This is a genomic window from Phenylobacterium sp. (assembly GCF_035539035.1).
Lineage (GTDB): Bacteria > Pseudomonadota > Alphaproteobacteria > Caulobacterales > Caulobacteraceae > Phenylobacterium.
Genome location: NZ_DATLJI010000013.1, coordinates 229,693 through 250,589 on the forward strand (window position 1 = coordinate 229,693; position 20,897 = coordinate 250,589).

15 protein-coding genes are annotated in these 20,897 nt (G+C 71.3%); 12 read left to right on the plus strand and 3 right to left on the minus strand.

Translation table 11 applies throughout. The features are described from left to right. Window positions 1-2: 2 nt before the first annotated feature. The 3 genes from VM685_RS09430 to VM685_RS09440 are packed head-to-tail and all read left to right on the plus strand — an operon-like array spanning window position 3 to window position 4,013. Window positions 3-1,859 carry an ABC transporter ATP-binding protein gene (locus VM685_RS09430; RefSeq protein WP_325459889.1) on the plus strand — a complete coding sequence of 619 codons (1,857 nt, stop codon included), beginning with the start codon at window positions 3-5 and terminating at the stop codon, window positions 1,857-1,859. Then, window positions 1,856-3,727: an ABC transporter ATP-binding protein gene (locus VM685_RS09435; RefSeq protein WP_325459890.1), complete on the plus strand. Its 1,872-nt coding sequence runs from the start codon at window positions 1,856-1,858 to the stop codon at window positions 3,725-3,727. Before VM685_RS09430 ends, VM685_RS09435 begins: the two co-directional genes overlap by 4 nt. A gap of 25 nt (window positions 3,728-3,752) precedes the next feature. Next, window positions 3,753-4,013 carry a hypothetical protein gene (locus tag VM685_RS09440; RefSeq protein WP_325459891.1) on the plus strand — a complete coding sequence of 87 codons (261 nt, stop codon included), beginning with the start codon at window positions 3,753-3,755 and terminating at the stop codon, window positions 4,011-4,013. On the opposite strand, the gene VM685_RS09445 is transcribed toward VM685_RS09440, so the two are convergent. After that, the gene (locus tag VM685_RS09445) at window positions 4,010-4,774 is read right to left on the minus strand and encodes a class I SAM-dependent methyltransferase (protein ID WP_325459892.1); all 765 of its coding nucleotides are present in this window, start codon (window positions 4,772-4,774) and stop codon (window positions 4,010-4,012) included. The two genes, VM685_RS09440 and VM685_RS09445, sit on opposite strands and share 4 nt — an antisense overlap. Before the next feature lie 198 nt (window positions 4,775-4,972). Here VM685_RS09445 and VM685_RS09450 point away from each other — a divergent pair, with 198 nt between their 5' ends. The 8 genes from VM685_RS09450 (at window position 4,973) to VM685_RS09485 (ending at window position 16,754) form a co-directional block, all read left to right on the plus strand. After that, on the plus strand, window positions 4,973-5,632 hold the full coding sequence (locus VM685_RS09450; protein WP_325459920.1) for a LemA family protein: 660 nt from the start codon (window positions 4,973-4,975) through the stop codon (window positions 5,630-5,632). Then, the gene (locus tag VM685_RS09455) at window positions 5,632-6,441 is read left to right on the plus strand and encodes a TPM domain-containing protein (protein ID WP_325459893.1); all 810 of its coding nucleotides are present in this window, start codon (window positions 5,632-5,634) and stop codon (window positions 6,439-6,441) included. Before VM685_RS09450 ends, VM685_RS09455 begins: the two co-directional genes overlap by 1 nt. Beyond that, the gene (locus VM685_RS09460; protein ID WP_325459894.1) at window positions 6,441-7,151 is read left to right on the plus strand and encodes a TPM domain-containing protein; all 711 of its coding nucleotides are present in this window, start codon (window positions 6,441-6,443) and stop codon (window positions 7,149-7,151) included. The genes VM685_RS09455 and VM685_RS09460 overlap by 1 nt, the downstream gene beginning before the upstream one ends. 92 nt (window positions 7,152-7,243) lie before the next feature. Beyond that, on the plus strand, window positions 7,244-8,623 hold the full coding sequence (locus VM685_RS09465; protein WP_325459895.1) for a sensor histidine kinase: 1,380 nt from the start codon (window positions 7,244-7,246) through the stop codon (window positions 8,621-8,623). 63 nt (window positions 8,624-8,686) lie between these two features. Continuing rightward, window positions 8,687-9,148, plus strand: a complete 462-nt coding sequence (locus VM685_RS09470) for a (2Fe-2S)-binding protein (RefSeq protein WP_325459896.1) — start codon at window positions 8,687-8,689, stop codon at window positions 9,146-9,148. A 4-nt stretch (window positions 9,149-9,152) separates the two neighbouring features. After that, the gene (locus VM685_RS09475; protein WP_325459897.1) at window positions 9,153-11,330 is read left to right on the plus strand and encodes a xanthine dehydrogenase family protein molybdopterin-binding subunit; all 2,178 of its coding nucleotides are present in this window, start codon (window positions 9,153-9,155) and stop codon (window positions 11,328-11,330) included. Between the two features lie 567 nt (window positions 11,331-11,897). Next, window positions 11,898-15,176 (plus strand): carboxyl transferase domain-containing protein, encoded by a 3,279-nt coding sequence (locus tag VM685_RS09480; protein WP_325459898.1) that lies wholly within the window; start codon window positions 11,898-11,900, stop codon window positions 15,174-15,176. Window positions 15,177-15,278: 102 nt separating this feature from the next. Further along, on the plus strand, window positions 15,279-16,754 hold the full coding sequence (locus tag VM685_RS09485; RefSeq protein WP_325459899.1) for an MFS transporter: 1,476 nt from the start codon (window positions 15,279-15,281) through the stop codon (window positions 16,752-16,754). On the opposite strand, the gene VM685_RS09490 is transcribed toward VM685_RS09485, so the two are convergent. Together VM685_RS09490 and VM685_RS09495 are read right to left on the minus strand one after the other, a co-directional pair. Continuing rightward, window positions 16,751-18,106, minus strand: a complete 1,356-nt coding sequence (locus VM685_RS09490; RefSeq protein WP_325459900.1) for a VWA domain-containing protein — start codon at window positions 18,104-18,106, stop codon at window positions 16,751-16,753. The genes VM685_RS09485 and VM685_RS09490 overlap by 4 nt on opposite strands. A 13-nt stretch (window positions 18,107-18,119) precedes the next feature. Further along, complete coding sequence (locus tag VM685_RS09495) at window positions 18,120-19,073, minus strand: MoxR family ATPase (protein ID WP_325459901.1); 954 nt, start codon at window positions 19,071-19,073, stop codon at window positions 18,120-18,122. Window positions 19,074-19,233: 160 nt separating this feature from the next. Here VM685_RS09495 and VM685_RS09500 point away from each other — a divergent pair, with 160 nt between their 5' ends. Further along, window positions 19,234-20,886, plus strand: coding sequence for an EAL domain-containing protein (locus VM685_RS09500; protein ID WP_325459902.1), 1,653 nt, complete (start codon window positions 19,234-19,236; stop codon window positions 20,884-20,886). Window positions 20,887-20,897 lie beyond the last annotated feature (11 nt).

Here is a 20,897-nt window from a genome sequence, read left to right on the forward strand (position 1 = left end):
GGATGAGTGATTCGCCCCCTCAGGGGCGAAGCGCGGCGCTGTCTGACGTCCAGACCGTGGACGTGACGGCCATGCCTTCGGTGCTGGCCCGGATCGCCGGGCTGGCCATGCGCTACCCCGGCCGGGTGGCGCTGACCGTGCTTGCATCCCTCGGCGCGGCCGTCGCCAGCCTGACCCTGCCGCGGCTGTTCGGCCGCTCGGTGGACCAGGCCCAGGCCCTCCTGGCCGACGGCGCCGCCCACGCCGACGCGGCGCGCTCGGCGCTGGTGGTCAGCGCGGGCCTGGTCATCGCCGCCACGGTGGCGCGGGGCCTGCTCACCATGTGGTCGGGCTACCTCGGCGAATACCTCAGCCAGAAGGTGGCCAACGACCTTCGCCTGCAGTTCTTCCAGCACCTGCAGAAGCTCTCCTTCGGCTTCCACGACCGCATCCACTCCGGCGACCTGGTCACCCGCGGCATGCTCGACCTGGAGGGCGCGCGGGCCTTCATCAACGGGGCGATGACGCCGGCGCTCAGCCTCGTCCTGCTGGTCGGCTTCGCGGCGGCGATGATGGTCAGCCTGGATCCGGTGCTGGCGCTGGTCGGCCTCTCCTTCGTGCCGGTGGCCGGCTATGCGCTGGCGCGCATGGGCTTCCTCCTGCGGGTCACCTGGCTTCGGGTGCAGGAGCTGATGGGCCAGCTCACCCTGACCATGGAGGAGAACCTGCAGGGCATTCGGGTCGTGCGGGCCTTCGCCGGCCGCGACTTCGAACTCGCCAAGTTCGACCGCGGCTCGCGGGCCGTGATCGTCTTCCAGGACAAGCGGATCACGCTCAGGTTCACCGCCATCGCCTGGATGAACGTGAGCTTCCACATCTCGCTCGGCCTGCTGCTGTGGCTGGGCGGCCGCAAGGTGCTGGCGGGGCATATGACGGTCGGCCGGCTGACGGAGTTCCTGACCTACATGACGCTCCTGCAGGCGCCGATCCGGCAGGTGGCGATGATCTTCAACTCCATGGCCCGGGCGACCTCCTCGGGCTCGCGGCTGTTCGAGGTGCTGGACCTGGAGCCGGAGATCGCCGACGCGCCGGGGGCGAGCACGCTGCAGCCCGGCGAGGGCGTGCTGCGCTTCGAAGGGGTCGGCTTCCGCTACCGCGCGGACGGGCGTCAGGTGCTCCAGGACATCAGCTTCGAGGTGCGGCCGGGGAAAACCGTGGGGATCGTCGGCCCGCCGGGCTCGGGCAAGTCGACGCTCGCCAACCTGATCCCGCGCTTCTACGACGTGACCGAGGGCCGGATCACGATCGACGGCGTGGACATCCGCGAAGTGACGCTCGCGTCGCTGCGCGAGTACGTCGGCCTGGTGCAGCAGGAGGCCTTCCTGTTCGACGCCTCGGTGGGTCACAACGTGGCCTATGCCGATCCCTGGGCGGAGGACGCGCGGATCGAGGCCGCCGCCCGCACCGCGCAGATCCACGAGCACATCGCCAGCCTGCCCGAGGGCTACGAGACCCGGGTCGGCGAGCGCGGCGTGGCGCTGTCCGGCGGTCAGCGGCAGCGGATGAGCATCGCCCGCGGCGTGGTGCCGGGCCCCGGCGTGATGATCTTCGACGACTCCACCGCCGCCATCGACGCGGTCACCGAGCGCAAGGTGCGCGACGGCCTGGCGCGGGCGACGAAGACCAAGGCCACGGTGATCATCGCCCACCGCCTGTCGTCCCTGATGCATGCCGACGAGATCCTGGTGCTGGACGAGGGCCGCATCGTCGAGCGCGGCAGCCATGACGCGCTGGTGGCCCGCGGCGGGACCTACGCCGAGCTCTACGAGCTGCAGAGCCGTTCCGACGCGGCCGCCACCCTCGAGGAGCAGCCGGCATGAGCCTCGAGCCTTCCCCCGGGCCGACGGAGGAGCGGCGGCGCGCGCCGCGCGCCTCGCTGGGCTCGCCCGAGGGCGACGACGTCTTCGGGACCTTCGACCCGCGGGCGGCGCGCCGGTTCTTCGGCTACCTCACGCCCCACCGCCGCGCCTTCCTGGCCGCCCAGTTCGCGGTGCTGGTCGCGGCCGCGGCCAACGTCTCCATCCCGCTGCTGATCGGCAAGGCGGTGGACGGGCTGGTCCGCGGCGACGCGGAGAGCTTCGGCCGCGCGGTCGTGCTGTTCGGCGTCGCGGCGGCGGTGTTCATCGCGACCCTGGTGTTCGGCGAGTGGCAGATCCAGCGCGTGGCGCAGCGGGTGATCTTCGACATCCGCCGGGCGATGTTCGCCCACCTGCAGGACGTCTCCCTCTCGTTCATGGACCGCACCCACGTGGGCCGGATGATGGCCCGCCTGCAGGGCGACGTGGCGGCCCTGCAGGAGCTGCTGGAGAGCACCACCGGCGCGGTCGGCGACCTCGTGGTGCTGGTGGCGATCACCGTCGTCCTGCTCAGCCTCGACCTGCAGCTCGGCCTGCTGACGCTGGCGGTGCTGCCGGCGCTGATCGCCATCCGGGCGGTGTGGCTGCCCTATTCGAAGAAGAGCTTCCGCGAGGCCCGCGACGCCTCGTCCACGGCCAACTCCGCGCTGGCGGAGAACATCAACGGCATCCGCACGGTCCAGGAGACCCGCCGCGAGGCGCTGAACTTCCAGCTCTACCGGAAGATGGCCGACGCCAACTTCAAGGCCCAGACCGGCGCGGCCTGGATGACCCAGATCATGGTGCCCACGGTGGACATCCTGACCGGCGTCGCCATGGCCATAGTCGTCGTGGTGGGCGGCAACGCCGTGCTCGCCGGGCGGCTCGAGGTGGGGGTGATGGTGGCCTTCGTCCTCTATGTGCAGCGGTTCTTCGACCCCGTGCGGATGCTGTCGATGCAGTACACCATCATGCAGCGGGCCATGGCCGCGGCGCACCGCATCTTCGAGGTGCTGGACGTGCCGGTGACCATCAAGGACCGTCCCGGCGCCGTGGCCCTGGAGGACTTCGAGCCCCGCGTCGAGTTCCGGAGCGTGACCTTCGGCTACGACCCCGCCCGGCCGGTGCTGCACGACATCTCCTTCACGGTGCAGCCCAAGGAGGTGGTCGCGCTGGTCGGGCCCACGGGCTCGGGCAAGACCTCGATCATCGCGCTCACCCACCGCTTCTACGACGCCGACCGCGGGCAGGTGCTGGTGGGCGGCCATGACGTGCGCGACGTCACCCTCGACAGCTTGGGACGGCGGATCGCCATGGTGCTGCAGGAGCCCTTCCTGTTCACCGGCACCATCGAGGAGAACATCCGCTACAACACCGAAGGCGCCACGCGCGACGATGTGATCGCCGCGGCCAGGGCGGTGTCGGCCCACGACTTCATCATGCGCCTGCCCGAAGGCTACGACACGCCGCTCGGCCAGCGGGGGCGGAACCTGTCGGTCGGCCAGCGGCAGCTGATCTCCTTCGCCCGCGCGCTGGTGGCCGACCCGCAGATCCTCATCCTCGACGAAGCCACGGCCAACATCGACAGCTTCACCGAACAGGCCATCCAGCAGGCCCTGAAGGTGCTGTTCGCAGGCCGCACCTGCATCGTCATCGCCCACCGGCTGGCGACCATCCGCGACGCCGACCGGATCATCGTCCTGCAGCAGGGGCGCATCCTGGAGCAGGGGAACCACGACGCCCTGATGCGGGCGGGCGGGCTCTACCACCGGCTCTACACCTCCGCGCACGCCAGCTTCGACGACCAGGTCGTGGCGGCCACCGGGGACGCTGAATTCGCCACCCGGACGTGATAGACTTCGCCTCCGGAGACGCGTGATGCGCGAAGACCGCCCAACGGGGTTCGAGACCCGCAGGCCCGGTCCCGGCCGGAAGCCGGTGAACTGGCGCAGCTGCCTGCTGCTGATCAGTTGGCTCGCGCCCCTCGTGCTCTGGGTCGCGGCCCTCACCTTCCTGAAGTTCAACACGGGCCTGGCGAGCAAGGCCATGCTCCTCACCACCGGCTCCCTGGCCGTGTTCACGGCCTTCATCCGCCGCCACAGCCCGGCCAAGGCCTGGCGACGCGGCCGACCGGGCTAGGCCTTCCGGAACACCCGGACCTCACCCACGCCGCCCAGCGGGATCGGCTCGCGATCCTGCAGCAGGCCCGCGGATGCGGCGAGCGGCTCCGGATCGGCCAGGTAGTAGGTCAGCCGCTCGGCGGACCGGCGGACGACGGCGCCCTTCGCATCCCGCTCCACATAGTCAATCACCTGGTCTAGGCGGCCGACACCTTCGCGGAAGGTGCGCTCGAGGACGTGGAGGTTCAGCCGCCCGCCGCCGGGCAGGGGCTGGTCCATGACCACCATCTCCGGCGGCGGGCCGGGCATGCGCATGATCTCCAGCAGCGGCAGGTGGAAGGCGGCCAGCCCGCCGGTCCGGAGATGGCGCGCCGCGGTGGCGAAGGTGTTGCGCCAGGCGGCCCCTGCCGGCACGTGGGCCAGGGTGAAGTAGGGGCAGATGACGAGGTCGAAGGTCCGCTTCAGGTCGAGCGTGGTCATGTCGCCTCGGCGCAGCTCCACCCGGGCGGCGACCTCGGCGGGCAGCGCGGCCAGCCGCGCCTGCGCCTTCTCCAGCATGGCGGGCGCGATATCGATCCCGGTGACGGCGTAGCCGCGCTCGGCCAGGGCGAAGGTGACGCGGCCGGTGCCGGCGCCCAGCTCGAGCACGGACGAACCCGGCGGCGCGAGGCCGGCGTAGACATCCACGTCGCCGGCCAGCCGCGCGTCCGCGGCGGTGACCACGTCGTAGAACGCCGCCGAAAGGCCCCGGTCGGCGTAGTAGGGCCGCGCCTGCGCCATGGATGAGGAACTCCCGACCGGGTCCGGAGCTTCCTGGCTCCGCGGTTCCTGATGCCTGCGCGATTGCGCCGGATCAATGTCGGGGCCACATATGCGGGACACCAAGCTTCAGCTTGGATTTCTTGGGGAGCCCTGAGACACGTGAAGACGCTTCGCAAACGCCTGGCCCTGGCCGCCGTGCTCCTGTTCGCCCCGGTGATGCTCGCCGGCTGCGGCATCAACACCATTCCGACCAAGGAAGAGAACGCCCGCGCCAAGTGGGGCGACGTGCAGAACCAGTACCAGCGGCGGGCCGACCTGATCCCGAACCTGGTCGAGACGGTCCGCGGCTATGCCGCCCAGGAGCGCACGGTGCTGCGCGAGGTGACCGAGGCGCGCGCGTCGGCGACCCAGGTGCAGGTGGACGCCTCCACCCTCACCGATCCGGCCCGCTTCCAGCAGTACCAGCAGGCGCAGGACCGCCTGACCGGGGTGCTCGGCCGGCTGATGATGATCCAGGAGCGCTATCCGGACCTCAAGTCGAACCAGAACTTCCTGGCGCTGCAGAGCCAGCTCGAGGGCACCGAGAACCGGATCGCGGTGTCGCGGCGCGACTACAACGAGGCGGTGCGCGACTACAACACAAGCCTGCGCACCTTCCCGACGATCATCTGGGCCAAGACGATCCACGCGGGCTCCAAGCCCATGCAGCTCTTCCAGGCCTCCGCCTCGGCGCAGAGCGCGCCCACCGTCGACTTCGGCGGGACCCAGCCCGGCGCGCCGGTTCCGGACGGCGCCGCGCCCGGCTCCGCACCGCCGACCTCGGCCGCCCCGCCCGTGGGCCCGGCGCCCAGCGCGACGCCTGCGCCGACCCAGTGATGACCACGCTCGCGGGAGCGCGGGGCCTCGTCCTCGCGCTCCTGGTCCTTGTCGGATCGGCCACGGCGGCGTTCGCCCAGCCGAAGTTCCCGCCGCTCACCGGGCGCGTGGTGGACAACGCCAACATGCTGTCGCCCGCCACGGAGCAGCAGCTCACCGACAAGCTCGCCCAGCTCGAGGCCCAGACCGGGCGGCAGATGGTGGTCGCCACCGTCCCCGACCTGCAGGGCTACGAGATCGAGGAGTACGGCTACCAGCTCGGGCGCACCTGGCAGATCGGCCGCAAGGGCGAGGACGACGGCGTGGTGTTCCTGGTCGCGCCTTCCGAGCGGAAGGTGCGCATCGAGGTCGGCTACGGCCTGGAGGGGATCCTCACCGACGCCCTGTCGAGCGTGATCCTGCAGCAGCGGGTGCTGCCCTACTTCCGCGAGGGCCAGATGGAGCAGGGCGTCGTCTCGGGGACCGAGGCGGTGATCGAGCAGCTCGCCCTGCCGGAGGACGAGGCCAAGGCGCGCGTCGCCCAGGCCGCCGAACGTCCGGCCCAGAGGTCCGAGGGCGGATCGCCGATCCCGCTGATCTTCGTCATCCTGTTCGTCTTCTGGATCCTGGGCGGCATCCTCGGCCTGTTCGGCCGCGGGCGTCGCCGGCGCTCGAGCGGCCTGTGGTGGCTCCTGCCGCTGATCCTCTCGAGCGGCGGCTCGCGCCACCGCGGCGGCGGCTGGGGGGGCGGTGGCGGCGGCTGGGGCGGCGGCGGCTTCTCCGGCGGCGGCGGCTCGTTCGGCGGCGGCGGATCCTCGGGGAGCTGGTGATGGCGAAGGACCTCTTGCTCTCTCCCTCCGACCGGGCCGCCATCGCGGCGGCGGTGCGCGAGGCCGAGACCCGCACGACGGGCGAGATCTACTGCGTGGTCGCGGAGGACAGCTCCGACTACTTCGAGACACCGCTCGCCTGGGCGGCGGGCGTGGCCCTGCTGGGGCCGGCCCTGCTGCTGCTGGGCGGCGTGCACGTGAGCGTGCCGGACCTCGGCGGCGAGTGGACCGCTGCCCAGGTGGCGCAGGCCGCCGACGTCGTCGCCCGCAACACGCTCGTGGGAGCCCTGCTCCTGCAGGCGGCGCTGTTCGTGGTCGCCGCCATCGTGGTCAGCCTGGGGCCGATCCGCCGGCGCCTGACGCCGCGCGGGCTGAAACGCGAACGTGTGCGTCGTGAGGCCCAGGCCCAGTTCCTCGCCAAGAACCTGCACGCCACCCGCGAGCGCACGGGCGTGCTGATCTACGTCTCCATGGCCGAGCACATGGCCGAGCTGGTCGCCGACGACGGCATCGCCAGCCAGGTGGAGCCGGACGTCTGGGAACGCGCCATGGCGGCTCTGACTTCGGGCCTGAAGCGGGGCGAGCCCGCCGCCGGCTTCGCCGCGGCCATCGGTCTTTGCGCGGACATCCTGGCGGAGCGGTTCCCGGCGCGGCCGGGCGACAATCCGAACGAGCTCCCTGACGCGGTGGTGGTCCTGTCGGCCGACTGACGTTTCCGGAGGGACGGCAACCGACTGCAACAATTGGTGTTGTCCCGCCGGGTCGCGACCCGCAGATTGCTGGTTCCTGCACGGAGACCAGCTTGGCGGAGCCATCCGATCGCCCCGACGATGTGGCCCAGCCGTTCGACGTGGTGGCGGAAGCCCTCGCGCTCGGCATGCCCTACCGCATCCGCGTGGAGGCGGACGGCGTCACACGGCGATTCATCCACGTCGGCGCGAGCTGCCTTGCGCTGAACGGCGTGGCCGCCGAGGACGTGTTGGCGGACGGATCGATCCTCTACGACATGATCCTGCCGGAGCACCGCGAGACCTTCACTCAGGCGGAGGCCGAGGCGATGGCCGCCCGGCGGCCGTTCTCGATCGAGATCCAGATGCGCCGCGCCGACGGCGAGGTGCGCTGGTTTCGCGTGGCCTCCTATCCGCGCGTGCTGCCGGACGGCGCTGCGCTGTGGGACGGGCTGCAGGCCGACATCACGGAGACCCGCCGCCTGGCCGAGGAGCTGCGCGACCAGCGCCGGCGGCTGCAGATGGCGGTGGAGGCGACCGGCCTGGGCTTCTGGGAATGGGACCCCCGCGGCGACCGGGTGACGTGGTCCGACCGGAACAAGGCTTTATTCGGCCTGCCCGCCGACGCCGGGCCGCTCGACATCTGCCGCTACATGGAGCTCGTTCACCCCGACGACCTGCCGAAGGTGCAGGCGATCTACCTGGCCACCGTAACCATGGACCATGGCGGGGACTTTTCCGTCGAGCACCGCACGAACGCTCCCGCGAGCGAGATCCGCTGGATCCAGACCCACGGCCGGGTGCTGAAGGACGACGGCGAGGCCCGCCTGGTGGTCGGCACCTCCCTGGACATCACCGAGCGCCGGATGATCGAGGAACGTCGCGCGCTCCTGATGGGCGAGCTGGCGCACCGGGCCAAGAACGGGCTCACGGTGATGATGGCCATCGTCGCCCAGACCGCCCGGTCCGTGCAGACCGTCGAGGATTTCGAACGCGTACTGACCGCCCGGCTCGGGGCCATGGCGAAGTCGCAGGACCTGGTGACCGCGACCAGCGGCGGCCCCGTGCAGCTGTCCGACATGCTGGAGGTGGCCCTGACGCCCTTCGGCCTCGCGCGGTTCGACATCGCCCCGGAGTTCGCGGGCGTGACCATCGCCGGGCAGATGGCCGCTGCCCTGGGCCTGCTGCTGCACGAGATGGCCACCAATGCGGTGAAGTACGGCGCGCTTTCGGCGCGCAACGGCCGGGTGCGGATCGTCAGCGGCGAGGCGCCGGAGGGCCGGGTCGTGCTGCACTGGTGCGAGACGGGCGGTCCCCCCGTGGCCCCGCCGCCCAGACCCGGCTTCGGTTCGCGGGTGCTGGAGACGGCGCTGGCGCCCTTCGGCGGCAAGGTGTCCACGGCCTTCGCCGAGCATGGCTTCGAGGCGCGGGTGGAGTTTCCCCGGGGCGGCTAGGGCTGCCGCTTGCCGCCGCCCCCCTGCGAGCCGTACCATTGGGCGCAAAGGGGAGGAGCGCGGATGGCCTTCAAGCTCAACGTCAACGGCAAGGTCCACACGGCGGACGTGGACCCCGACACCCCGCTCCTGTGGACCCTGCGCGACACGCTGGGGATCCTGGGCCCGAAGTACGGCTGCGGCGTCGCCCAGTGCGGGGCCTGCACCGTGCACATCGACGGCCAGCCGGTGCGCTCCTGCGTGACGCCGGTGTCGGCGGTGCAGGGCAAGGTGACCACCATCGAGGGCGTCGGCTCCTCCGCGGTGGGCAAGAAGGTGCAGGCCGCCTGGAGCGAGCTGGACGTGGCCCAGTGCGGCTACTGTCAGCCGGGCCAGATCATGTCGGCCACGGCGCTGCTCGCCCGCAACCCCAAGCCCACCGACGCCGATATCGACGCGGCGATGAGCGGCAACATCTGCCGCTGCGCCACCTACACGCGCATCCGGGCGGCCATCAAGCGCGCCTCCGGCCAGCGGGAGGCCTGATCCCATGACGCTCGAGCTCACCGGCGCCTCGCGGCGCGAGTTCCTGACCGCGGCCAGCGCCAGCGGCCTGGTCATCTCCTTCACCGTGGCCACCAAGGCCCAGGCGCAGGGCGCGGCCCTGCAGCCGATCAACGCCTATGTGAAGGTCGCGCCCGACGGGATGGTGACCATCACCAACAAGAACCCGGAGTGCGGCCAGGGCATCAAGACCATGCTGCCCATGCTGATCGCCGAGGAACTGGACATCCCCTGGGAGAAGGTCCGCATCGAGCAGGCGGACAACGATCCGCAGACCTACGGCCGCCAGTTCGCGGGCGGCTCCATGGCCACCCCGCTGCACTGGGAAGACCAGCGGCGCGTGGGCGCCGTGGCGCGCGCCATGCTGATCCAGGCCGCGGCCCTGGCGTGGAACTGCCCGGCCGGGGAATGCACCACCCAGGCCGGCCTCGTCCTGCACAAGGCCTCGAACCGCAAGGCGACCTACGGCTCGCTCGCCAGCCAGTGCGCCGGCCTCACGCCGCCGGATCCCAAGAGCCTGACGCTCAAGGATCCCAAGGACTACAAGATCATCGGCCGGGCGACCCCTCAGTACGACACGGCCAAGATCGTCACCGGCCAGCCGCTGTTCGGCATCGACGTGCAGGTCCCGGGGATGCTGTACGCCACCTATGAGAAGGCGCCGGTCTTCGGGGCCAAGGTGGCCTCCGCCGACCTCGCCGCCGCGCAGGGGGTCAAAGGCGTCCGCAAGGCCTTCGTGGTCGACGGCGGCACGAACCTCTCGGGCCTGCTGCCCGGCGTCGCCGTGGTGGCCGACACCTGGTGGGCGGCGAAGAAGGGCCGCGACCAGCTCAAGACCCAGTGGGCCGACCATCCCACGGCGCAGCAGAACAGCGAAGGCTTCGCAAAGCGCGCCGCCGAACTCGCCGCGGGCCCGCCGCAGCGCACCGCCCGCAACGACGGCGACGTGGCCGCGGCGCTGAAGGGCGCGGCCAAGACGGTGGAGGCGGCCTACGCCTATCCGTTCCTGAGCCACGCGACGCTGGAGCCGCAGAACTGCACGGCGGTGGTCAAGGACGGCAAGGTGGAGATCTGGGCCCCGACCCAGAACCCCGAGCCCGGCCGGCAGCTCGTGGCCACCACCCTGGGCATCAAGCCCGAGGACATCACCATCCACATGATCCGCTGCGGCGGCGGCTTCGGCCGGCGCCTCAGCAACGATTACATGGTCGAGGCCGCCTGGATCGCGCGGGAGACTGGGGCTCCGGTGAAGCTCCTCTGGACCCGTGAAGACGACATGCGGCACGACTTCTACCGGCCGGCCGGGTTCCACTTCCTGAAGGGCGGCGTCGACGCCCAGGGCAAGCTGGTCGCCTGGCAGGACCACTTCGTGAGCTTCGGCCCGGGCGGGGAGCAGTTCGCGCCGTCGGCCGGCATGGCGCCCACCGAGTTCCCGGCCCGGTTCGTGCCGAACTGCAAGATCGACGTCTCGACCATGCCGCTGGGCGTGCCCACCGGTCCGTTGCGGGCCCCGGGCTCCAATGCGCTCTCCTTCGTCATGCAGTCGTTCATCGACGAGCTGGCGCACGCCTCCGGCCAGGATCCGGTGGCCTTCCGCTTGAAGCTGCTGGGCGACCAGAAGCTCGTGGGCGAGGGCTCCGGCGCCTACAACGCCGAGCGCATGCGCGGTGTCGTGCAGAAGGTGGCCGAGGTCTCCAAGTGGGGCGAGAAGCTGCCGGCCCGCACGGGCAAGGGGATCGCCTTCCACTACAGCCACCTGGGCTACTTCGCCGAGGTGATCCAGGTGCAGGTCGCCGCCGACGGGACGCCGAAGGTCCAGAAGGCCTGGGTGGCCGGCGACGTGGGCCGCCAGATCATCAACCCGCACGGGGCGGTGAACCAGGTGCAGGGCTCCGTGCTGGACGGCGTCTCCGAGGCGCTGCACCAGAAGATCACCATCGAGAACGGCCGGACGATGGAGGGGAACTTCGACTCCTACCCGCTGATCCGGATGAACGAGGCCTTCCCGGTGGAGGTGCACTGGGTGATGACCGACTACCCGCCCACGGGTCTCGGCGAGCCGGCCCTGCCGCCGGCCATCCCGGCGCTCACCAACGCCATCTTCGCCGCCACCGGCAAGCGCGTCCGCGAGTTGCCGATCGATCGTTCGCTTCTGAAGGCGTAGGCGCGACCTGCTGCCCCTGCGCCGACAGGGCCCGCCATCGGGCGAGGGGGCTCAGATCAGCCTAGGCGGCTGGCCTTTGTTCGGTTGTCTTGCGCTCGGTGCGCTGGCAGTCGCTGCCTTGATGCTTGGAGATATCCCCTCTTCGGCCGCGGTCGTGCGGGAGTGCGGCTTGGTGGCCGACGTCCACCGGGCCACAGGCGGGCCCATCGCTAGCGAGATCGGCCTCTTTGGGGCGGGCCGCAGGGTCGATTGCGCGGAGAGCTTCAAAGCGGCGCAGATGACTATCGCGGCCGGTTCGCCGGCGGACCACGCGCCCGGTTCCGTGGCGGTCTTCTCGCGAGTCCGGTTTTCAGGCCCAGATCAGGCTTATCTGTTTCGGACGACTGACCTTGCCGAAGCCGCCTGCTGCAGCGGTGGTCAACGGCTGGACGTGGAGAGGCGGGGTGGCCGGTGGGTCGTGGTCCGACAAGAGGAGCCACTGCCCAGATCTCCCTGATCCAATCCCCTTGGCCTTCGCGTCGCCATAGGCCCAAATGCGTCCCAACAAGTGTTTGAGGGGACGCGTTCGTGAAGAAGCTGCTGATCGCCAACCGGGGCGAGATCGCCGTCCGCATCGCGCGCACCGCAGCCGAGATGGGCATCGCCACGGCGGCGGTCTTCTCCGAGGACGACGCGGCCTCCCTGCACACCCGGAAGGCTGACGAAACCGTGGCCCTGAAGGGCTCGGGCCCGGCGGCCTATCTCGACATCGGCCAGCTCGTGCAGGCTGCGAAGGACCAGGCGTGCGACGCCGTCCACCCGGGCTACGGCTTCCTCTCGGAGAACGCCGCCTTCGCGCGCGCCTGCGTGGACGCTGGGCTCACCTTCGTGGGGCCCTCGCCGGAGACCCTGGAGCTGTTCGGCGACAAGGGCGCGGCCCGTGCGCTGGCGCAGCGGTGCGGCGTGCCGATCTCCCCGGGGACGGATGGCCCCACCACGCTCGCGGAGGCCGAAGCCTTCCTCGCCACGCACGGCGCGGTGATGGTCAAGGCCGTGGCGGGCGGCGGCGGGCGCGGCATGCGTCCCGTGGACTCCGTCGAGGCGCTGGCGCGGGAGTGGGCGCGATGCGAGTCCGAGGCCAGGGCGGCCTTCGGGAACGGCGACCTCTATGTGGAGCGCTTCCTGCAGCACGCCCGGCACATCGAGGTGCAGGTGGTGGGGGACGGGACCCGCGTCGCGCACCTCTGGGACCGCGAGTGCAGCCTGCAGCGCCAGCGGCAGAAGGTGGTGGAGATCGCGCCCGCCGACATGCTGCCCGCCTGGCAGCGCGAGGCCCTGTTCAGCCATGCCGCGGCCCTGGCGGAAGCCGCCGGCTACCGTGGCCTGGGCACCATGGAGTTCCTGGTCGACGGCGACGACCTGGTGTTCATCGAGGGCAACGCCCGCCTGCAGGTGGAGCACACGGTCACCGAGGAGGTCACCGGGCTGGACCTGGTGCGCATCCAGCTGCAGATCGCCGCCGGCCGGACCCTCACAGAGCTCGAGCTCACCCAGGGCCAGGTCCCGGCCCCCCGCGGGCACGCCGTGCAGGTCCGGGTCAACCTGGAGACCATGGCGGCCGACGGCTCGGCCCGCCCGGCCGGAGGGACGCTGGCGGTCTACGAGCCGCCGTCGGGACCGGGGGTGCGCGTCGACGGCTTCGGCTACGCCGGCTACACGACGAGCGCCCGGTTCGACAGCCTGCTCGCCAAGCTGATCGTCCACTCGGGTTCGGGCGGCCTGTCGCGGGCCGTGGCCAAGGCCTACCGGGCGCTCGCGGAGTTCCGGGTCGAGGGGGCGCAGACCAACATCACCTTCCTGCAGAACCTCCTGGCCCTGCCGGCGGTGGCGGCGGGCGAGGTCCACACCCGCTTCATCGAGGAACACATGGGCGAGCTCGCCCATCCGCCCGAGGCGCACCCCAGACTCTACTTCGACGCCGCTGCCCGCAGCTCGGGCCCGGCGGCGGCGGCGCGCGAGCCGGAGGGCCCGGCGGGCGCGATCCCGCTGCGCGCGCCCCTCCAGGGCACCGTGATCGCCCTGCAGGCCGCCGTCGGCGAAGTGGTGCGCAAGGGCCAGGCGCTGATGGTGCTGGAGGCCATGAAGATGGAGCACGTGGTCGAGGCCCAGGCCTCCGGCGTTGTGCGCCAGATCACGGTGGCGCCCGGCGACACGGTGTTCGAGGGACATCCGCTGGCCTTCCTCGAGGAGACCGGCGCCGATGCGGCCGGGGAGGAGGCGCAGGCGGCCATCAACCTGGACGCCATCCGCCCGGACCTCGCGGAGGTGATCGAGCGCCACCGGATGACGCTGGACGCGGCGCGGCCGGAGGCCGTGGCCCGCCGCCGCCGGACCGGCCAGCGGACCGCGCGGGAGAACCTGGCCGACCTTTTCGACCCCGGCAGCTTCAGCGAGTTCGGGGCCATGGCCGTGGCCGCCCAGCGGCGGCGGCGCAGCCTGGAGGACCTGCGGGCCAACACACCCGCCGACGGGATCGTGGTGGGCGTGGGCGAGGTGAACGGCGAACTCTTCGGCGAGGACAAGGCGCGCTGCGTGGGCCTCGCCTACGACTTCACCGTGCTGGCCGGCACCCAGGGCCACTTCAACCACAAGAAGACCGATCGCATCCTGGAGTTCGCCGAGCACTGGAAGGCGCCGATCGTCTGGTTCACCGAGGGCGGCGGCGGGCGGCCCGGCGACGTGGACGGCGGCCAGCTCTCGGCCTCGTCGCTCGACACCACCAGCTTCACCACCTTCGCCCGGCTCTCGGGCCTGGCCCCGCGGATCGCCATCAACTCCGGCCGCTGCTTCGCCGGCAACGCGGTCTTCTTCGGCTGCGCCGACGTCACCATCGCCACCCGCTATTCCAACATCGGCCTGGGTGGGCCGGCGATGATCGAGGGCGGTGGCCTGGGCGTCTTCACACCCGACGAGATCGGCCCCTCCGACGTGCTCTACGCCAACGGCGCCCTCGACCTGCTGGTGGAGGACGAGGCGGAGGCCACGGCGGCGGCGAAGCAGATCCTGGGCGTCTTCCAGGGGCCGGTGCGCGACTGGTCCTGCGCCGACCAGCGGCGCCTGCGCCACCTGATCCCGGAGAACCGGGTCCGCGCCTACGACGTCCGCGAGGTGATCCGCACCCTCGCCGACGAAGGGACGTGGCTGGAACTGCGCGGTGGCTACGGCCGGGGCATGATCACCGGCTTCCTGCGCGTGGAGGGCCGGCCGCTCGGCCTGATCGCCAACGACCCGCGCCACTTGGGCGGGGCGATCGACTCCGAAGGCGCGGAGAAGGGCGCCCGCTTCCTGCAGCTCTGCGACGCTTTCGACGTGCCGGTGCTCTCGCTCTGCGACACGCCGGGCTTCATGGTCGGCCCCCAGAGCGAGACGACGGCGGCCGTGCGCCGGGGCTCGCGCCTGTTCGTCACCGCCACCAGCCTCACCGTCCCGCTGTTCGCCGTGGTGCTGCGCAAGGGGTACGGCCTGGGCGCCCAGGCCATGGCCGGCGGAGACTTCTCGGCTCCGGCCATGATGGTCGCCTGGCCCACCGCCGAGTTCGGCCCCATGGGTCTCGAGGGCGCCGTGCGGCTGGGCTACCGCAAGGAGCTGGAGGCCGAGACCGACCCCGCCGCCCGCCAGGCCCTGTTCGAGAAGCTGGTCGGCAAGATGTACGAGAACGGCAAGGCGCTCTCCGTCGCCTCGGTGGTGGAGATCGACGCCGTCATCGACCCGGCCGAGACCCGCGCCTGGCTGGTGCGCGGGCTCAAGGCCTGCCCGGTCCCGCCGAAGTCCGCGGGCAAGAAGCGGCCGTTCGTCGACGTCTGGTGAGGTCGCCGGCCGATGCGCGCACGTTCGTGACCTAAGGTCACCATTGCCAGGGGGGCGGTCTCCGATACCGTCGTTCGCAAGGAACGTTCTGGGAGGAACGTCATGGCGGTGGCGGATGGTGTGGCCGGTCTCGCCGGCGCGGAACCTCGAGCGGTCACGGCCAGGCCGTCGGCGGCGATCAAGCTCTCCTACTGCTTCGGCCAGGTGGTCGAGAGCGGCTACCTGACCGTCAACACCTTCGTCTTCTTCTACTACACCGCCGTCCTCGGCCTGTCGGGCGGGCTGGTCGGCGCGGCCGTCGCGATCAGCATGACCCTGGACGCCGCCTTCGACCCGCTGATCGGCTCCTGGTCGGACAGTGTCCGCTCGCGCTTCGGCCGACGACTACCGGTGATGCTGCTGGCCGCGCCCCTGACCATGGTCGCCATGGGCCTGATGTTCAGCCCGCCAGCCGGGCTGACGGTGATGGCGCTGTTCGCCTGGCTGACCCTGACCAAGATGGCCGTGCGGGCCTTCGCCTCAATGTACAACATCCCCTACTTCGCGCTCGGCGGGGAGATGTCGGACGACTATGTGGAGCGCTCGCGGATCGTCGCCTACCGGCTGCTGGCCGGCATCGTAACGAGCGTGGTGGTCACCGCCCTGGCCTATTCGGTGTTCTTCGCCGGCGAGGGCGGGCTGCAGAGGCCGGAGCGCTACCCGCAGTTCGGCTGGACGGTGGCGAGCGTCGTGCTGGTGGTCGGCCTGCTGTGCTGTGCGGGCCTGTGGCGCTACGCGGCGGGCCTGCCACAGCCGGAGGACAAGCCCGCCGCGATGGGGCGGCGGATCGTCGGCGAGATCCTCGAGATCTTCCGCAGCCCGTCGTTTCGCGTGCTGTTCCTGGCCATGCTGCTGTTCTCCAGCGCCGCGGGCATCCACCAGACGCTGAACAACCACGCCTACGTCTTCGTCTGGAAGCTGCGGCCGGAGGTGATCCAGGTCCTCTCCTACGCCTTCCTGTTCGGCATCCTGCTGGGCGTGCCGCTGACGCCGCTGCTGCTGCGCTGGATCGAGAAGCGCACCGCCGCGGCGATCGGCTTCAGCATGGTGATGATCGGCTGGACCGTGCTGCCGTGCCTGCGGGCCGCCGGCGTCGTCGCGCCCGAGGGCCAGGCGGCGCTCGCCTGGCTCGTGCCCATGCAGCTCCTGGTCGGGCTGGGCTCCGGGATCGTGTTCATCGCCTTCCCTGCGATGATGGCCGACGCCGCGGACGAGCACGAACACGCCTTCGGGACGCGCCGGGAGGGCCTCTACTTCTCGGGCCTGGGATTCGCCGGCAAGGCGGCGGCGGGCGTCGGCACCCTGGTCGGCGGGCTCGCCCTCGACCTCATGCGTTTCCCGCGCGAGGCCGGCCGGCAGGTTCATGCGGTGATCGGCGAGGAGGTGCTGGCGGGCCTGGTGCTGAGCTGGGGGCCGCTGGCGGCGCTGTTCTGCGTGGTGGGGGCCGTGGTGTTCATGCCCTACGCCATCACCCGCGCCCGGCAGGAAGCCATCGCCGGCGACATCCGTGAGCGGCGCGCCGCGGCGCTAAGGGGCTAGTGCGGGATGTAGGTCCGCAGCACGTCCTCGATGACCCGCTCAAGGCCTTCCAGCGTGTTGCAGGTCTTGGCCACGTGGCAGTAGCGGGCGTAGCGGTCCATGACGCTGTCGCCCTGGCCCCAGTAGCTCTCGGGCTCGGGGTTCAGCCAGATCACCGCGCGGCTGCGCTGGTGGATCAGGTTCATCAGGTCGAGTCGCGGGTCGGCGAAGTTGGAGCGGCCGTCGCCCAGGAAGATCACCGTGGTGTGGCGATCGAGCCGGTCGAGGTGCTGGTCGCAGAAGTCCTCCAGCGACTTGCCGTAGTCGGTCTGCTGGAAGCCGATGGTCTGCAGGACCTTCAGGATGGCCTGCTCGACGGCATGGTCGTCGAGGATGTCGTCCACCGGGATCAGGCGGCCGGAGAAGGCGAAGGCGTCCAGGCGGTCGACCACCTCGTTCAGGGAATAGAGGAAGGTCAGCAGGAACTGGGCCGCCGCGGCCACGGATTTCGAGACGTCGCAGATCGCCACGATCGACGGCTTGTCGACCTTGTGGCTCTTCCAGACGATGTCGAAGGGCACGCCGCCGTAGCCCATGGAGCGGCGCAGCGTCTTGCGCACGTCCAGGTGGCCGCGCCGGGCGCGGTGGCGGCGGCGCGAGTAGCGGTCGGCCAGGCGCTTGGCCATCTTGCGGACCAGCTGCTGCATGATCGCGAGGTCCACGGGGTCGATCCCGCCCTCGGCGTTCAGCGCCTTGCGGGCCAGCATCTCCTCCCGAAGCTGCCGGCCGGAGCCGGCGGCATAGAGCTCGTGCTGGCGCTCGACGTACTTCTGCGCCTCGGCCATCAGCGCGCGGCGGCCGGCGTCCAGCCGCTCGGCCAGCCCCTGCTGCTCGGGGAAGCGCCGGGCGTTGGCGATGATCTTCTCGATCTCGGCCAAGCCCATCTCGTCCAGCATGCGGCGGGTGAGACGGCTCCGCTGGGTGGAAAGCCGGATTTCGGCGACGCCGGCCCGGCGCGCCGCCTCCTCCATCTGCTGCTGCACGGCCGCCGCGTCCCCCTCCAGGAGGGCCTTGGCGAGCGGCGACTCCGCGGCCTCCGCGGGCTCCGGCGCGCCGTCCGCCTCACCGCCCTTCGGAGGCGGGGGCGGCAGGTCGAGCGCGTGGCGGGCGAAGAAGGTCTCGAAGGTTCGGTCGAAGGCGGCGACCTCCGCCTGCGACTTGGCCAGCGTCGCGCAGAGCGCGTCCTTGAACAGCTCGCGGTCCGCGTAACCCACGGCGTCCACCGTCCGCGCCGCATCGATCGCCTCGGCCGGCGAGACCCGGACGTCGGCGGCGCGCAGGGCGCGGAGGAAGTCCTGCAGGGTGTGCTGCATCACGTCCCGCCCATCACCGCCGGGTCAGGAGCTCCACGATCTGGGGCTCCACCTGGTCGATGTCCTGCTCGAACTTCAGGATGACGTTGAGGGTGTCCTTGACGATGGCCGGGTCGAGGCTGTCGGCGTGCAGCAGGATCAGCGCGCGGGCCCAGTCCACGGTCTCGGAGATCGAGGGCGCCTTGCGCAGGTCGAGCGTGCGCAGCGACTGGACGAAGGCCACCAGGTCGTGGGCCAGCCGGCCCTCGACGCCCGGCACGCGGCTGAGCACGATCCGCTCCTCCAGCGCTGGCTCCGGCAGGGGGATATGCAGGTGCAGGCAGCGGCGCTTCAGCGCGTCGCCCAGGTCGCGGACGTTGTTGGAGGTCAGGAACACCAGCGGCGGGACCTTCGCCTTGATGACGCCGAGTTCGGGCACCGAGACCTGGTAGGCCGAGAGCACTTCCAGCAGGAAGGCCTCGAAGGCCTCGTCCGACTTGTCGATCTCGTCGATCAGCAGCACGCAGCCGGCGTCCTGCTTCAGCGCCTGCATCAGCGGGCGCGGCTCCAGGAACGGCTCGGAGAAGAACAGGTCGCCCATGCCGTGCAGCCGGTCCATGGCCGCGTCCATGGTCGGCGCGTCGGCCAGGCTCTCGCCCATGCGGTCCTTGAGGATCTGGGTGTAGAGCAGCTGCTTGCCGTACTTCCACTCGTAGAGCGCCTTGGACTCGTCCAGGCCCTCGTAGCACTGCATGCGGATCAGTGGGTGGCCGAGCAGGGCGGCGGTGGAGAGCGCCAGCTCCGTCTTGCCGACGCCGGCGGAGCCTTCCACCAGGATCGGCTTCTGCAGGTTCACCGCCATGAACAGGGCGGTGGCGATGCGGCGAGAGGCGATGTAGCCGACCGAGGCCAGCCCCTCCACGAGGGCGTCCACGGACGCGAGGGGGTTGGCGACCGGCTGTTGGGCCGCCACGGGGGAAATCGTCAAAGTTACGGGCTTTCGAAAAGGGGCAGTCGGAAAGTCCCGATTGTGCCCAACCCCCGACCATAGGGCAAACGCCGAGGACGAACAGGGTTTACGGCCGGTTCACAACCTACAGTCAAGCTCGGGCCGTTGGCGACCCTGTGGCTGTGAGCCTCGTCTGGCGATGATCCTGAAGCGGCTGAGCCGGCGGCTGGCGGCGCTGTACGCCGTTCTCTTCGGCGCGGGCCTGTTCCTGGCCGCCGTCGCCCTGTTCACGGCGCACCTGGCGTCGCGTCCGGCGCCCGGCGGCGGCGCGCCGCTGCTCGTGACGGGCGCGTTGCTCTGCATCCTGGGATCGGCGGCCGTGGGCCTCGCCGGCTGGACGACCTTGCGCGCGATCACTCGGCGCGTGGCCGAGCTGGAGGCCGCCGCACGACGGCTCGAACTCGGCGAGGACGCCCGGCTCGCGCCCGTCCGCCACGATGCGCTGGCCGGCCTGACCGAGAGCTTCAACGCCATGGCCACGGCGACCCGCGACAGGGAACGGCGGATCACGCACCTGGCGCTGCACGATGCGGAGACCGGCCTGCCCGCGCGGCCCGTCCTCGAGCGGGCGGTGGACGGACTCGCGGACCGGCCGCACGGCCATGCCTATGTGGCGACCCTGGGCGTGCGCAGGTTTGACCGGCTGCGCGGCGCGGTGGGCTACGGCCTGGCCGCACAGGCGGTGCAGGCGCTGGGCCGGCGGCTGGCCGGGCTCGCGCCGGCCTCGGGCGTCGCGCGGATCGCCCCGGACGTCCTGGGTTTCACCCTGGTGGCGCGGGGGCCGGACGCGGCGCTGGACGACGCCCGCCGGCTGCTGATCGAGCTGGAGCATCCGTTGCGGCTGGCCGGCGGCGAGGCCGTGGAGCTGCCGCTGGACCTTGGTCTGTCGCCTCTGGATCCCACGCTCGACGCGACCGCGAACATCGAGTTGGCCAGCATCGCGCTGGACCAGGTCCGCGGTCTGCGGCGTGGCGTCGCCTTCTTCGACGCCGAGGCCTACGGCGACCCGGCCGCCAACCTGTCGCTGATGTCGGCGCTGGCGAGGGCGCTGGAGGACGGCGGAATGGAGCTGCACTACCAGCCCAAGTTCGACCTGCGACTGCGGCAGGTGACGGCGGTGGAAGCGCTGGCCCGCTGGCGCCATCCGGTGCGCGGCCTGCTGCACGCCGACCGCTTCGTGGCCATGGCCGAGGAGACCGGCCACATCCGCGAGCTCAACATCTGGGCCCTGCGCCGCGCGATCGGCGACCAGAAGGTCCTGGCCGCCGCCGGCCACGCCATCGAGATGGCGCTCAACATCTCCGCCCGGACGCTGGCGGAGCGGGACTTCGCCGACTTCGCCCTCGCCGAAGCGAGCGCCGCCCGCGGCCGGCTGACCTTCGAGGTGACCGAGGCCGCCGTCATCGACAATCCCGAGCTTGCGCCGGCCGCCCTCGAGCGCCTCGCCGCCGCTGGCCTGGGTCTCGCCATCGACGACTTCGGGGCCGGATTGTCGTCGCTCGGCCACCTCAAGGCGGTCCGGGCCCACGAGCTGAAGATCGACAGGTCGATCGTGCGCGGCCTTGGCGAGAGCCGGCGCGACGGCGTGATCGTGCGCTCCGCCATCGAGCTGGCGCACGGCCTGGGCCTGAAGGTGACCGCCCAGGGGGTAGAGACCGAAGCCTGCTTCGCGCGCCTCTCGGCCATGGGCTGCGACCAGGCGCAGGGCTACCTGCTCGGCCGTCCCATGCCGCTGGGGGAGCTGCTGACCTTCCTGGAGGCGCCGTTCAGCGAGGACCGGCGCCGCGCCTGAGGCGCAGCGCC

Excerpts from the sequence above, each read along its gene's own strand:
- VM685_RS09430 (WP_325459889.1), top strand. The coding sequence starts at position 3 with ATGAGTGATTCGCCCCCTCAGGGGCGAAGCGCGGCGCTGTCTGACGTC.
- VM685_RS09435 (WP_325459890.1), top strand. The coding sequence starts at position 1,856 with ATGAGCCTCGAGCCTTCCCCCGGGCCGACGGAGGAGCGGCGGCGCGCG.
- VM685_RS09440 (WP_325459891.1), top strand. The coding sequence starts at position 3,753 with ATGCGCGAAGACCGCCCAACGGGGTTCGAGACCCGCAGGCCCGGTCCC.
- VM685_RS09445 (WP_325459892.1), bottom strand. The coding sequence starts at position 4,774 with ATGGCGCAGGCGCGGCCCTACTACGCCGACCGGGGCCTTTCGGCGGCG.
- VM685_RS09450 (WP_325459920.1), top strand. The coding sequence starts at position 4,973 with ATGCTCGCCGGCTGCGGCATCAACACCATTCCGACCAAGGAAGAGAAC.
- VM685_RS09455 (WP_325459893.1), top strand. The coding sequence starts at position 5,632 with ATGACCACGCTCGCGGGAGCGCGGGGCCTCGTCCTCGCGCTCCTGGTC.
- VM685_RS09460 (WP_325459894.1), top strand. The coding sequence starts at position 6,441 with ATGGCGAAGGACCTCTTGCTCTCTCCCTCCGACCGGGCCGCCATCGCG.
- VM685_RS09470 (WP_325459896.1), top strand. The coding sequence starts at position 8,687 with ATGGCCTTCAAGCTCAACGTCAACGGCAAGGTCCACACGGCGGACGTG.
- VM685_RS09475 (WP_325459897.1), top strand. The coding sequence starts at position 9,153 with ATGACGCTCGAGCTCACCGGCGCCTCGCGGCGCGAGTTCCTGACCGCG.
- VM685_RS09485 (WP_325459899.1), top strand. The coding sequence starts at position 15,279 with ATGGCGGTGGCGGATGGTGTGGCCGGTCTCGCCGGCGCGGAACCTCGA.
- VM685_RS09490 (WP_325459900.1), bottom strand. The coding sequence starts at position 18,106 with ATGCAGCACACCCTGCAGGACTTCCTCCGCGCCCTGCGCGCCGCCGAC.
- VM685_RS09500 (WP_325459902.1), top strand. The coding sequence starts at position 19,234 with ATGATCCTGAAGCGGCTGAGCCGGCGGCTGGCGGCGCTGTACGCCGTT.